Origin of the sequence: uncultured Adlercreutzia sp. (assembly GCA_910585575.1) — a bacterium.
In the GTDB taxonomy this organism is placed as follows: Bacteria; Actinomycetota; Coriobacteriia; order Coriobacteriales; family Eggerthellaceae; genus Adlercreutzia.
This window is the reverse complement of sequence record CAJUFS010000018.1, coordinates 11579-27350: the sequence shown is the minus strand read 5'-3', so window position 1 is coordinate 27350 and position 15772 is coordinate 11579. Positions and strand designations below refer to the sequence as shown.

At 66.7% G+C, this 15772-nt stretch carries 1 protein-coding gene (only partly in view); it reads left to right on the top strand.

What is annotated here, in order from left to right:
- Window positions 1-15772 carry the 3' portion of an SdrD B-like domain-containing protein gene (locus tag QZ307_RS03755; protein ID WP_295996071.1) on the top strand. 15116 nt of this gene lie to the left of the window's left edge, so 15772 of the gene's 30888 nt are visible here — the last part of the coding sequence; the start codon falls outside the window, past its left edge; it ends in the stop codon at window positions 15770-15772.

Here is a 15772-nt window from a genome sequence, read left to right as displayed (position 1 = left end):
CGAGCTCTATAACCCCGTATTCTACGAGCGTATTCCGCTGGACTACCTGAAGGACGACCAGGGGCAGGATGTGACGGTCGCATACCTGGCCGAGCGCCTAGCTGGTCGGATTCGCTGGACGAACGCGGCGGGCCAGGACGTGCTGGCCGAGCGCACGGCGGGCATGACGCTGAAGGTGACGCGGGTGGCCGAGGAGGATGCCCCTGAACTGGCCCCCGACTACGGTGGGGCCATGGCCTACGCCAACAGCCCGAAGGGCTACGCGAACAACAACTGGGGCAAGCCCTTTGCCGACCTGAACCCCCAGGCGGCGGGCGTGAGCGGCGAGACGCGCTTCGGCCTGTTCCGCATCGAGTGGGTGCCGGTTCAGGAGGCGGCAGCCAACGAGACGCGTCCGGTTCCCGCTGAGCGCGATCCTTGGGCGCCGGTGGACAAGCCTGCTGCCAACAGCACCTGCGTGGAGGTGGGCGATACCCTCGAGCTGTGGTTCGACGTGTGCGCGGCGGTGGATGGTTTGCCGCAGGTGTACACGAACCTGAACAGCAGCGGCATTGGCGCTCAAACGGGTACGACGGGCGCCGAGCCAGCCTACTTCCCGCGCCTCGGCGAGTACTGGTCCTCCTGGTCCAATGCCGGCTGCAACCCGCTGGCAGGCAGCTCGTTCGGCAACACGGGCCTGGGCGTGGGCGTTACGTTCGTCGATACTTCGAATGTGCTCATGGACATGGATTCGCTGCTGCACGATGCCGCTTTCACGGCGGATCGGCCGCGCCATTGCGACTTGTGGGAGATGTTCGACGGCTCCTACGCCGCCATTCCCGGTACCGCTACGAACCGCAAGTACGAGGATGGGCGCTGGTGGTACGACACGTGGATTTCCTACGGCTACGTGGAGACAAACCGCAACGGCGAGGACGGCACGGGCGGCGTTTACCTGGACGAGGATGTGAAAACCTCGAAGAACCTGCAGCTGGCTCGCTACACGCCGCGCTCGCCTTTGGGCACGCTCGCCCAGGTGCAGGGCCAGCTTCCCAGCGACACGTGGCTGATCACGCCTAACGACGAGCCGCTTAACTTCAAGCAGGAGAATACCTATATTCGCGACTACTGGAGCTTCGTGACCAGCGCCCGCACCAAGGGCGGTACCGACGCTTCGAAGCGTTGGGGCAGCACCACGCCGCTTATTTGGTCGGAGACCCGTGTGCACTTGCAGAAGGCCTGGCTGGCCACGGCCAGTCAGATGATCCCCGATGCCACGGGCCTGTCCCATAGCGGCACGGCGGAGTACGAGTCCCAGCGCAAGTACCGTACCTGGGATCCCCATGAGCGTTGGTTCGTCTACGATCCCAGCGGAGCCAAGCAGCTGTACGACTGGCGCGGCTTTTTGTGGAACCAGTACGATGCGGCTCTTCAGTACAACCAGGGCTATACGGCCCGTTTGCAGGCGCTGAACTACGGCGACCGCACCCTGGACGGCGTGGAGTTCACCTACGTGATGCCCCGCGGCACCGAGCCGGTGCTGGACGCGGAGGGCAACCCGCAGGTAAGCGCCTCGGTGCTGCAGTCGGTGAACGGCTGGGACGGTCAGACCACGAGCGCCAACCTGAAGGAGACCTACCGTCCCATCGATGCTTCGCGCGTGACGGTGGAAGTGGTGCAGAGTCCCTGGAGCGCTTACGCGGGCTATGATGCGCCGAGCGATTCCCAGAACCCGGCCGACTATCGCAACGGCCGCGCGCTGAAGAGCGGATCGCAGCCCGACGTGTCAGCGGCCACGGGTGCTACTTCCTACGAGAGTCTGGCGGCGCCGGATGCCGGCAGCGCCCAGGCCTCCATCAAGACAGAGGATTACTGTCAGAGCTCGCAGCCGTGGGTGCTGAAGATCACCGTAACGCAGCCTTTGGGCAAGTGGTTCGGCCGCAACATAGACGGTGCGGTGGACGAGAGCGGTCAGCCGGTGGGTTCCATTGACAACGCCGCCGACCCCGACATCTATAAGGGCAACGCCGGCTACAAGATCAACGTGGACGTAGACGCCCACGTGTTCGGCAACAACGCCAACGGCGCCTGGTACGACCGTGTGCTGGTGCGCCCCTTCGACACCCGCGAGGTAACGGGCCCCGATACCGTTCAGGGCCAAGTGGCCTCCAAGTCGAGTGCCTACTTCCAGGTGTACGACCTTGACCACTACGAGGGCCGCGTGACCGAGGCTGACGGCGACAAGTACTCCGACGGCGACCGCAACCACACCCAGCAGCTGGGCATGGACTACCGTTGGGTGGGGCGCCGCGACGGCGACGACTACAAGCTCGATCCCGTCTGGGACCAGTCCTACGGTTCGCCCAATATGCCCAGCGTGAACGGGCGCACGGTGCAGAACAACACGGTGCGCACCACCGACGACAACCCCGGCGGCGCCAAGGTGCTTAACACCACTACCGAGGTGGCTTGGTCTAAGGCCTACAAGGACGGATCGGACTCGTTGGAGTACGCTGCCAACCTCTATGCGCAGACGGGTACGAACGCCGTGCAGCGCAAGCCCTTCGTGCGCGTGTGGAACACCGTAGGCGACGACGGCGTGGGCGATGATATCGACCAGTACTATCTGAAGGGCGAGGGCGACGTCCGCCAGCTGAACATCCATGTGGAGAATCGCTACTGGTGGAACGACCTGGCTCAGGACGCCAACTACCAGGGTCAGGAGATCTACACCTCCTACACCACCGACGACGACGGCAATCAGATTCGCACCGCCTACGAGAACCGTGGCCGTTGGGAGCGCCGCAGCCATACCTACGCCGTGGATGGCGGCCAGATGGGCTCCTTGGCGCTGCCCGTGGTAACCACGGTGCTGCCCGAGAACATCGTGCCCATCCACAAGAGCACGGGCATTCCCTATCCGCGCCTGATCGGCTATACGCAAAAGTTCGAGAACGGCGACTGGTCGGTGAACTATGCGAACAAGGCCGACGCCACGACTGCCGGTCGCGCGAAACTGGCCAATGCCCTGGACGCGCCCGATCCCTGGAACGACTTTGACGCCACCATCACCTACGAGCGCGTGGCCGATGAGAATACGGGCACCGAGCAGTATCGCTTCGTGGTGCGCTTCACCGCCAAGGGCGACGGGCCCAACGGCGACCCGGACCGCGAGCAGGCCATCGATGCCTACGACATGGACACCTTCAAGTTCAATGTGATGACCATCGGCGAGAACACCCAGGCAGCGCGCGAGAAGGGGAAGTACGACGAGGTGCTCCGCTCCTCCGAGAATATCCGCACCTACGTGACGAGCGCCGTGGACAACTACCAGTTCCTGAGCGATGGCGATATTTCCGGCAATCCCTACTTGGTGGGCGGTGCGGCCCAGCTGCGCCGGCGCGGCGGCGAAGGCGATGATATGCGCCTTGACGCGCGCCAGACGCGCGTTGCGACAAGTGTGGTGCGCTGGAACCAAGATAAGCTCTGGAACTTCCAGACGGGGCAATACACCTGGATCGACACCCGTCCCGTGACCACCCTTTCCTCTGAGGAAGGGAAAGACTACGCCCTCCTAGATTCTGCCACGGCAGAAACTTGGTCGAAGGTGGGCAAGGTGGAAGTCGAGTACTCCTCCTGGCGCTACGTCTGGCGCTATACCTTCTCTGAGATCGGCTGTCTGCCCTTCGACGCCTTGGACGATGGCACCTCGCTGCGCGATCCGTCCTCGGTGAGCCAGATCAACCTCGAGAAGAAGAAAACCAACAAGCTGCCCGGCTTTACCCGTCGCTATACCGAGACCGAAAACGGTCTGGGCATGGTAACGGGCGCCACCCATGCGGGCCTGAACGTGGAGGACTACGGCTTCCGGGCGCCCCTGGCGCTGTCCGAGGCCACCACTAAGGGCCTGAACGGCAACGATGACGTGCGCACCACCGAGGCCTTCGTTCGCAAGGCCACGGGTAAGGCCGATGCCACCGTGGACGGCGGTCTGATGACCGGGCTGAAGCTGCGCAGCTGGGCCTCGCCGAACCTGTCGGTGGACTACGAGATCATGGCCGACCGCGCCACCGCTGTGGGCCAGGGTGCCGCCCAGCGCCACGGCGTGCTGGATAAGGACGGCGCCTTCACCGGGGCCGACGAGCAGTCGTGGGAGTACGGCGACACCCTGTGGTACGCCGCTACCTTGCGCAACAACCCGGGCACCGTGGACTACGACGAGTCGCCGGTGAACCATGCCAAGCTGGTGTACGCACTGCATCTGCCCGACGCGCTGTCCTTCTACAAGAGCGCCGCACTGTCTACGGCCAACTACGCCGACTACGAGGGCGACGACTACCAGTTCTTTGTGGAATGGACCCACACGCCGCGCGGGGCCGCCGCGCCGGTGACGGAGACATTGACGCCCAAGCAGATGGTGGAGGCCGGCTGGACCATCAACATCACCCATCAGCCCAACTACGGCGCCAACAACTTCAGCGACAGCACCTACGCCAAGCCGGATAAGGACGACCCGTCCGACGTCATTCCCGCGGGCGATCCGGTGAAGGAGCGGGCGCGCGCCAACGAGGTAGTGGTGTTCGAGCTGGCGCCGCCCGACGACGCCACCGACGAGGAGTTCGCCGCCTACCCCAGCCTGCTGGAGGCCTTCTGGAGCGGCGCCCACGCCGACGGCTACTTCGGGGTAGGGGACGTGCTTACCCTGAAGGTGCGCACGCGCATGGACAACCTGCCCGAGGACGAGTCGGTGCTGGAGGACATGCAGGCGGCCTACGCCCAGCAGATCCAGCAGATTCGCACCTGGGACGGCGGCGAGTCCACCGTGTACGCCACGGTGCACGACACTACCATGGACTGGCTCGATCCCACTAAGGGCGGCGTGGGCTGGACCCACGGCAGCCAGCCGGCGAAGCCCACGGTGCAGGAGGCGAAGCTGCCCGAGGGCGTGCCGGCCAACGTGGCCATGGTGCCCTATGGCTTCGCGGCCCAGGATCTGGCCCGCTTCCGCTTCGTGAACAAGCAGGAGGACCACGAGCAGTACACTGATACGGCCACGGGCCAGGTGGTGGAGGCGGTGGACTACGACCGCGACAGCCAGTTCACCGACGTCTACACGGCGGCCACCTCGGGGTACTTCAAGATTCGCAAACCCTCGGCCTCGGTGCGCGCCGACACCTTCGATCTGCGCCGCCTGATGACCGACCCCGACTTCGCCCTCAGCCTGGCCGACGACGCCCACGGCGGCGGCTCCAACCAGTTCTACGTCACCCAGGCGGTAAACACGGGCGGCGCCGTGAACAGCTTCATGGTGGACTGGCAGGTGCCCTACTGGGCCACGCTCGATTCCATCTCCTACGATGCGCCGCTGTTCGACGCCGCCAACCCCACGGTGCGCACGCGTCCGCAGGTGAAGACGGTGAACACCGGCGTGTGGGAGGTGCCCGGTGCGGAATATGAGACCATCACGGAAACGGTGACCGGCGAGGACGGCGAGCCCGTTGAGGTGGAGCGCCGCGGCGCGCCTTTGAACGACGCTGCCCGCACCGAGAGCCAGCTGCGCGTGTTCGTGCTGGCCCGCACCGTGAACTGCGCCACGGGCTCGCTGAAGAGCGTGTACTACGAGCAGAACGGCGCCGAGCGCAACGACCGCGAGAACTACGCCCTGCCCGGCACCGATGCCGACCGCGACTACTGGTACGGCGAGGATGACGTGGCCGACTTCAATACGGCTGACGAGGCCCAGGGCTCGTGGCAGATCATCGGCGACCCGGCGGGCTATGCGGTGTCGGATAAACAGAATGTGGCCATCGACACCACGCACCTGACCGGCTCGGCCAACCAGGACATCCGCCAGATTCGCTGGATCGTGAAGGCCGTGGAGCCGGGTAAGACCGGCCGCGAGGCCCTGCTGGACAGTGCGGCCACCTACGCCACGCCGGTGCCCCACGGGTTCCGCCTGGATGTGGACGCCGCCCCCGACGACTACAGCAGCGAGACCTACGCCGAGGCCACCGCGGGCAAGCAGGAGGCCGACGAGGTGGATCCCGAGCGCCTGAACACCGGCTGGGAATGGCAGAAGGACGAGAACGGCGGCTACATGATCTCGGCCACGGGCAAGCGCATCCTGCGCCCCCAGAGCCAGATGCCGCTGACGCTGACGAACAACGCAGCTGGCGTGCTGTGCGAGACCTACGTGCTTGACGAGGTGGACGACGGCGCCGGCGGCGACAGCGAGGTGGCCTCCACGTCCGCCGTGCATCTGAACCACTACGCCTCGGCGGTGCTGCGCTACGATGACACGAAGTTCTGCGAGCCCGAGCGCGCCCGCGCCGGCTTCTACCGCGACGAGGAGTACCCCACGCTGAAGATCGACCTGGAGCAGGCCTACTTCAACGGCAACGCAGGCGACGCCTTCCGCTGGGCCCCGGGTACGCCCTCGCTGGATTTGAACGTGTCGAAGATGATGCGCTTCCGTCTGACGCTCACCAATCTTTCTAAGGAGCAGATGGACACCTTGGGCATCTACGGGCGCAACCCCGACTCGTGCTCGAACCCCGACCTGTCCATCCTGCTGCCCTTCATCGAGGGCTTCGGAGCGGCGGGCACCATGACGCCGAGCGACTTCGCCTACGTGCCCTATGGCGACACCCTGTCGTCGAGCCATCCGCTGAACGAGAACTACACGAGCACCGCCGTGGTGGAGAAGGTGGAGACCACTCTGCCCACGGGCCAGGTGATCACCCAGAACAAGGTGGTGGAGTACGCCCAGAACCTGGACGACACCAAGCCTATGTGGACCTACCACGTCGAGAACCGTGACCCCTTCTTCAAGACCGAGGAAGTGGTGGACGTTCCCGAGATCACGCTGATTCAGCCCCAGGTGGGCGGCAACCTGACCGTGGTGGACAAGCTGGGCGACGTGGCCACGGGCTATGACCGCAAGTTCATGGACTGGCGCTTCACCGGACACCCCGACGAGACGGGCGAGGTGACCCGCGGCGCGCTGCGCATGGGTCAGGCCGTGGTCATCGAGTTCATGATGCCCGTGCGCGACGACGCGAACTCGTCCATTCCCACCGAGCTTTTGAACACCACGGGCTACGGTTACAAGAAGGGCAACTACGAGCCCTACATTCCCGAGGTGCAGGGCGCCGATAAGACCAGCTTCGTGCTGGACACCCGCGACACCAACCTGGACGGCAACACCAACCAGATGATGCTGGCGTTGCAGCTGGCGGCCGTGGGCTTCTCGTCGAACATCACCCAGGACCAGTCAAACTTCGTCACCTCGCAGATAAGCACCTTGTACACCCGCAACATCAACGGTCCGGCCGCGGTGCCCGAGGGCAGCGACTACACCTACTTCCTGCAGGCCGACAACCCCGGCGCCAATATGTCGGTGGCCCAGAACTACGTGCGCACCACGTTCCTGAACGTGCTGCCCCATACCGATGACACCAAGGTGTACAACGGCACGAAGGCGGCCCCGCAGAAGCGCGAGTCCACGTGGAACGGCTGGATCAAGGATCTCGACTCCATCAAGCTGACGCGGTTCGATCCCGGCGATCCGCTGTACCCGAAGGGCCGCGAGCTAACCGCCGCGGAAGCCCAGGTGTGGGCCGGCCCCTACGAGTGGCGCGACGGCAAGCTGGTGTGCAAGGCCGAGACCGACCTGCCGCATCTGTGGGCCCAGGGCACCTCGTCGGCCAAGATGAAGTGGATCAACGAGCGTCGCCACGACCCGGCCCTGCTGCGCCAGGACGGCTTCGTGCCCCTAAGCGAGCTGAAGAGCTACGTGGCGGCCCATCCCGACGAGGCCGAGGTGTTGCAGAAGGGGCTGCGGGCCTTCTGGACCCAGGTGGATGATGACGAGATGTTCCTGCCGTGCCAGGGCTACATCCGCCTGAGCTACCAGATGCACGCGCCGCTGAACCTGCCCAAGTACCTGGGCTCCACCAAGGGCGACGCCACCTTCGATCTGAACCTGGACGCCAAGCCCGGCGAGAACGAGGGCTCCAACCCCGACCTGTCGAAGCGCCTGGCCCAGGTGACCCAGTGGAACACCTTCGTGCAGCGCATCAACGGCGCCGGCAAGACCGATGCCCACGACGCCTCGGCCCGCGCCCTGGAGCTGAAGACCTCGGGCGCCTTCATCGACGCCCCCGAGGGTCGCGGATACCTGGGCGACTACGTGTGGTTCGACTTCAACTGGGACGGCCTGCAGAACGACACCGACGGCCCGGTGGTGAAGGACGACCTGGGTCGTCAGACCACCTACCACCGTGCCTCGAACGGTCGCTTCCTGCTGTCCACCGCCAAGACCTTCGACGCGGAAACCGGGGCCTGGAAGGGCGCCTACACGGCGGCTGACGGCACCCTGACCGAGACGCGGGCCCTGTTCCGCGACTTGGACTACGACGGCACCCCCGACGATCCGGGCGTGAACGGCGTGACCGTGGAGCTGCTGAACGAGTACGGCCTGGCGGTCAACCGCGACGGCCAGGTGGTGCGTGAGATCAAGGACGCCGCCGGTGCCGGCCAGGATCGCTGGGTGCAGTGCGACGCCAAGACCGGCGAGCCGCTGCGCAACAGCGGCGGCGGCTACGTGAACGCCGACGCCGGCGGCCCGGTGAGCTTCACCACCGAGTCGGACTACTATAACAACAAGGGCTACTGGATTCTGTCGAACCTGAAGCCCGGCCGCTACAAGCTGCGCTACGTGTTCCCGCGGGCCTATGCAAACTACTCCATCACCACGAAGTCCATCGGGCCCGACAAGGACGGCGACGGCGTGGCCGACAACCCGCTGGAGATCACCCGCGTGGCCGATGACCCCGCCACTCCCGAGGACGAGACGGCCATGTACGCCGTCACCCAGAACGCCATCGAGGTGAAGGGCATCAAGGGCACGGGCGTGGACAAGACCTACGACGAGGCCTACTTCAAGGCCCATGAGGACGCCTTTATGAACCCCGACGGCGCCCACCGCGCCTACGACGCCGAGGCCACCAGCTACGACGTGGGCATTGCCCGCCCCGTGGAGTTCACGGGCGTGGCCTTCCGCGACGACAAGCTGGCCGACGGCACCGATCTGGAGCCCGATTTCATCGACGGCTTGCTGGACCACCAGTCCGATCCGTCGAACCCGGCAGTGGCGGCCACGAGCAATACCGAGATGCGCCTGGGCCGCATCGTGGTGAGCGTGCATCGCTACGACCCCGAGACCAAGACGTTCTCCGATGACCCGGTCATCGACACCGAGGGCAACCCCGCCGTCATGGAGACGGACGCCTCGGGCGAGTTCGCCTTCCGCCTGCAGCCAGGCTATCGCTACTGCCTGCGGGCCGAGAACAAGGTGACCGCGCGTCTGATCAAGCCCACGCCCTATCTGCAGACGAAGGACCCGCTGGAGCAGCCGGGGGCCGACGGCGTGTGGGATAACGACCTGTACCTGGTGAAGGGCCGCGGCGAGACCTATCCCTTCGACGGCGCGGTGCCCCTGGATGCGCAAGGCCATGCCGTGTACGAGCAGAACGACCCGGCTCTGGGCTATGCGGTGTATCGCAAGCTGGGTCTGGGCTACGTGGACGGCACCAAGGGCTACCTGGGCAACTACGTGTGGCACGACCAGAACTACGACGGCGTGCAGGATCCGCTGGAGCCCGGTGTGGAAGGCCTGACGGTGTCCCTGGAGCAGTACTGGTGGAACCCCGACTCGAAGGGGGAGGGCAAGGGTGGCTGGGAGCTGGTGCCCAACCAGCCCGAGCGCACCCAGGTGACCAACAAGGCCGGCCAGTACGTGTTCAAGGGCCTGCCCACCTATGTGCCCGACCCCAACGACCGCGACATCTACAAGCCCGATGACGAGCGCGAGAAGTTCCTTGCCGGGTATCGCCTGCGCATCAACCAGGACGACCTGGAAGCCTTGGGCCAGGACTTCGCCATCACGAAGCGCAACAGCGCCTACGACACCAGCGGGGCGGTGGATGAGGAGCTTGACTCCGACGTGCGCTCCATTCCCCTGGACGGCCCGAACCCGGCCGACCAGACCCAGACCGAGCCGGTGTTCTACCTGAACGAGCCGGGCTCTGAGACGGCCTTCGACTTCGACACGGGCCTGTCGTCGGGGGCGATGATCGTGCTGGCCGGCGAGCCGAGCGACACCACCCAGACCAACGACGTGCGCACGGTGAAGGTGGGGCGCCTGTCGGTGGACTACGACCTGAACAACGCCCAGCGCTATGAGATGTGGGACGCGGGCCTGGTGGAGATTCCCCAGGCCTCGGTGACCGGCCGCGTGTGGAACGACGGCGACTACGACGGCGTGCAGTCCGATGAGCGCACCGCCGACGGCGCGCTGGTGGAGCCGGGCATGGCCGGCGAGCCGGTGGCGCTGACCCAGTGGTACTACGACCCGACGCGCACCAACGCCGCCGACGGTGGCAGCCACTGGTTCCGCAACGAGCAGTTCGGCAACGACAAGCGCTCGTCGACCACGGTGGAGGTGGACGACGGTACGGGCACCGGCACTACGGTGACCCAGACGGTGCCGCTGGTGACCGGCGGCTTCCTGCGCGACGAGGGTGCCTGGTCGGCCCTGGCCGAGGGCGAGGTGGGCGTGCTCACCGACGAGGAGGGCACCTACACCTTCGACCACCTGCCTGCCGCCTACAGCGCCCCCGATGGCAGCCACTATCTGGCAGCCTACCGCGTGCGCCTGCTGAGCACTCACGTAGACGACAAGGGCACTTCCGAGACCACCGACGACAACTGGTGGCTGCCCACCCGCGAGCATGCGGCCGGCGGGGCGGTGGGAGCCGACTCCGACATCGTGGACGCGAAAACGCTGATCGTGGCCGACCGGGAAATGGTGCGCGGCGCCAACGGAGCGGCGCGGCCGGCCCTGCGGCCCCATGACGGCCAGGTCATTCTGGCGGGCGTGGCCCTGACGGCCCGTCCCGATCAGGACTCGCAGGTGACCTTGCCGGGCACCGATACCGTCAGCGGCGCTCCGGTACGCTACGACTGGCTGACCCTGCGCAGCGACTGCCCTGTGGACGAGGCCACGGGCACCGTGCTGGTGCCCGGCGGCGACGCCGGCCAGCTGCCGGCGCCTGAGCGTGCCCTGGTGGGCGTGGTGTGGAACGACGAGGACAACGACGGTATGCAGAACAAGGACGCGGCGGGCAACCCCACCGAGGAGGAGCCCGGCGTGGACGGCGTGCAGGTGACCCTCGAGCGCTACGTGTCCGACGGCGCCGACGGTTGGATTCCCGACACCACCTGGGCTCCCCAAGAGGCTTGGGACGATTACTTCGAGAAGGACTACGCCGACCTGACGAACCCGCTGGTGATGAACCACTCGATGCTGACCGGGGCGAACGTGGCCGCCGACGGCGCGGTGCGCGCCGGCGTGTACCGTTTCGACAACCTGGCCACCCAGCGGCGCGAGGCCGACGGCTCGCTGACGGTGTTCGCCTACCGCACTCGCATCACCGACGGCAAGTACAAGCGCCGTACCTATCTGACCACGCGCTACCAGCGCGGCACCGATCCCACCGAGGATTCGGATTTGGTGTACGACGACGCTTACTTGATGAGCCGCGAGCGCGATGAGTACACGGTGCTGCTGGATCAGGCGCGGGCCGACAGCTCCACCACGTTGAACGACGTGCAAGCGGCCAATCCCTATAACCCGAACCTGGTGCTGGGCACGGGCGCGAGTCTGCGGGCCCGGGCCTGGGGCATGGACCAGCCGCTCTTCGGTATTTTGGCCGACGCCCTGCCCACCGAGCCGGTGCTTACCTACGACGCTGCCACGGCCAGCGACCGTGCCTTCAACGACGCGGGCATTCGCCTGCGCCAGGTGAAGACCATCGCCGGCACCCTGTTCTACGATAGCGACTACGACGGTATTTGCGACGCCGACGAGCAGGGCCTGGCCGGCAAGCGCGTGTACCTGCAGGCCTGGGTGTGGGACGAGCAGGCCGAGCAGTGGACGCGCTACGTAGAGGACAGCGGTCCCTTCGACGACGTGGCCACTACCGACGCCCTGGGCGCCTTCGCCTTCCGCAACGTGCCCATCTGCACACCGGTGGAGGAGGATCCCGACGGCGATGACGCCGATCCGGCCAAGCAGCACCTGCTGGGCTACACCATTGCCGTGGAGGGCTCGGCCGACGCCGCCTCGCTGAGCGCCAGCGTGGCCGGTCTGCCGGTCACTCGCCTGGTGGATGGGATCGACGACGAGGCCTCCAAGGCCCATCGCCCCGGCCAGGCCGTGGGCGCCTCGGCGCTGCAGGTGCCGGTGGGCTACGGCGACGATTACCCGCTGGCCTTCAGCGCCGCCAACCGCGTGGCGGCCCGCAACGGCTCGGGGCCGTCGGTGGTGGACGGTCGCATCGTGCTGGCCTCTGCGGCCAGCGACGGCATGGCCGAGGCCTACCTGCGCGACGTGCCCGTGGGCGCGGCGGCCGAGGCCTCCTTCGACATCTCCAAGGGCTTCGACGAGATTCGCATGAACGGCGGCTTCATCCCCGTGGGTCAGACCATCGAGGGCACCGTGTGGATCGACGACAACTACAACGGCCTGCGCGACGGCTCGACTACGGCCTTCCTGCGCACCGCTGCAGCGGCAGCCGCCGGGGCGGAGGCTGAGGCTGCGCCCACGAGTGTGGTGCGCGACTTCACCGAGCCCGGTCTGGACGGCCAGCCGCTGTACCTGACCCAGGAGTACTTCGACGGCACGCGCTGGGTGAAGAACCCCGACTTCGGCGCCTCGGGCGGCGAAGTGGTGGTGGGCAACTTGCGCGCCACCGACACCACGGTCACCGTGCGTTACGTGATGGAGGGCATGGAGTACCGCCTCATCGGCGCCGGCCAGGACGACGTGTGGTACGGCGGCGACACGCCGTGGCCCGGCGCGCGCGGCGTGTTCGACCGCACGGCCGGCTACGCCATCCAGCCCCTTACCGAGTACACGGTGGCCTGCCGCGCCGTGGGTACCACCGGCCCCGAGGATATGCTGAAGGTAAGCACCACGGGCACCTGTGCCGTGGACACGCCCGCGGGCCTGGGACTGAAGGTGACGAGCGGTTCGGTGCTGGTCAGCCGCGAGCTGCCCCTGCCCGAGGGGGCGGCGGAGGATGCCGGTTGGGAGTACTCCGCGGACGGCCAGACCTGGACGGCCGATGAGAGCGGCGGTCTGACGGTGTTGACTGGCCTGGCGCCCCGTACCACCTACACGGTGTCGGTGCGCCTGAAGGGCACCGAGGATGTGGCGGATACCTGCACGGTTACCACCTTGGCCGAGAACCTGGGTCGCTCCGACGGCTACACTCCCGTGGGCGCCGCGGCACCCCAGGAGCCCTCGGCGCCCGCTCCGGCCGGTGCGCGGGTTACCACTACCGACGCTTCGGGCACCTACCGCTTCACCGGCCTGGCGGCCTACGTGCAGCAGACGGCCGACGGTCGGTGGGTTGACTTGGCGGCTCCCGGCACCACGGGCGGCGATGACGCTCTGATGATGCCGGCGCGCTACCGGGTGTCCATGGCCGAGCCCACCGGCGGCAACCCCACCATGTTCCGCGCTGAGGACGGGGCCTATCCCGACATCGACTCCGATCTGGACCGCGCCGCCGACGGCACGCTGTACCTGCGCCAGCGCGTGGCCCTGAGTGCCGTCAACGGCGGAACCGTCACGCTCGACGATGGCTACGCGCTGCTGAGCACGGTGGCCGACCCCGATGACGGGCACCAGTACGAGGCGACCCTGACTGCGGCCGGCGGCACGCTGACCGCGGCCAGTTCGGCGGGCGCGGCCGTGGCGCTCGATGTGCCCCACGGCGTGAGCGTCCACGGCGGCGACGGCGGTGTGGCCATTCCCCATGCCGCGTCCATCGCGGGCCGCGTGTGGGACGACGAGGATCGCAACGGCCTGTACAACCAGAAGGCCGGCGAGGCTGGCATTCGTACCGACGAGAACGGCCAGGAGGTGCCGGTCTTCGAGGACGGCGTGCCGGGGGTGAAGGTGACGCTGACGCGCTACTGGTATCAGGGCGAGACCGAGGGCAGCGAGGCCGTGTGGATCTACGACAAGGGCTTCGGCACCCAGGAACGCTTGACTGACGAAGAGGGTCGCTGGGTATTCGAGGGTCTGGATGCCACGGGTCCGTCGCCCTACGACAGCAACAATACGGTGGTTTACGGCTACCGTGCCCATGTGGCCGATATTCCCGACGGTTGGGGCGTGACCGAGCTGAACGCGACGGAGCCGGCCGACGAGGAGCTGGGACGGGCAGCGCGCAACAATCCCGTCATCGATTCCGATTTGGACGAGGAGACGACGCGCCTGGTGCCCGACGCCGGTCTCGACGGGCTGATGGTTTTGGCGCGGCCTCTTACCTCGGGAGAATCGGCCGACGTGGCCATTGCGGGCCCCTGGTACCAAGGAGCGGGAGAAGCGCTGAACAACCGCTGGTCGACGGCGGGCACGCGCGACAGCCTCTATAACGATGCGGGCCTGGTGGAGTACTTGCGCGTAGAAATTAGCGGCAAGGTGTTCATCGACGACGACAAGGACGGCGTGCAGCGCGGCGACGAGCGACCCTGGACCTCCTCGACGGTCTATCTGGAGCGCCAGGCCGTCTCTGCCCAGGAGGCCTACGATGCCGGTGTGGGCAGTCGCCAGGGCGACGGCATGGCGGGCAGCCACCTCGATCGCGAGGGCGAGCCCATCATTGCCGCCAGTCGCGAGTACCCGACCTTGGCCGATTTGGGAGAGACCGAGGAGCCGACCGAGCCCTCCGAGCCCGTCGATCCGGAAGGTCCGGAGGAGCCGACTGAGCCGGAAGAGCCGACGGATCCGACGGACCCGGAAGAGCCGCCGACGCCCGTTGGGCCCGATGAGCCCGAGGAGCCGACGGATCCCGCAGAGCCTGCGGAGCCGAGTACGCCCGAAGCGCCGACGGAGTCTGAGGGGGAGGGCGGCGAAGCCGAGGGAGGGATGGCGGCTCAAGCCCTGAGCGAGCCGCTTGACGCTGCCGACGCGGCCGACGACCTGACGACGCCCGAGACGGGCGATTCGGCGACGCCGAATGTGCCGACGGAGGACGATGCCGCCGAATCCGAAGGCGAGACGGCGCCGGTGCGCGGTGAGGACGACGGCATTCTTTCGGAAGGCGAGTGGGAGGTAGTTGCCTCGCAGCTGCCCAACGAGGACGGCACCTACGCGTTCACCGACCTTCCCCTGGTGGACGGCTACGGCAAGGCCTATCGCTACCGTGTGCGCATGGACATCGACGGCGAGGGCGAGTTCGTGCCCTTCAATCCCGAAGGTGTGGCCGACGACGTGGACAACGACCTTGGCCACCTGAACCTGATGGGACAGACGGCGCCGGAGCTGACCGGTGTAACCGAGGCGCTGGAAGTGGTGCGCGTGAGGGATATCCTCGACGCCTACGGGCGCGGCTACGACCTTCTGGATCCCGATCATTGGGCCATTGGGACGAGCAAGCGCGTCGACCTCGGGTTCTACAAGGAGTTCCCCGAGGAGCCGGGCGATGAGGGAGATCCGCAGAATCCCGAGAACCCCAACCCCGAGAACCCCGATCCCGAGGACCCGTGGAGCACGAACCTCATCGAAAGCGGGTGGAAGACGCTGGTGAAGTGGCTGACGCCTTTGGCGCAGACCGGCGACAAGCTCCTCGTAGGTTTGCTGATGCTGGTGGCTGCCGCTGCCGCAGCTTTAGCGGCCTTGGCTTTGAGGCGCCGCCGCAAGCGCGACGAAGAGTAG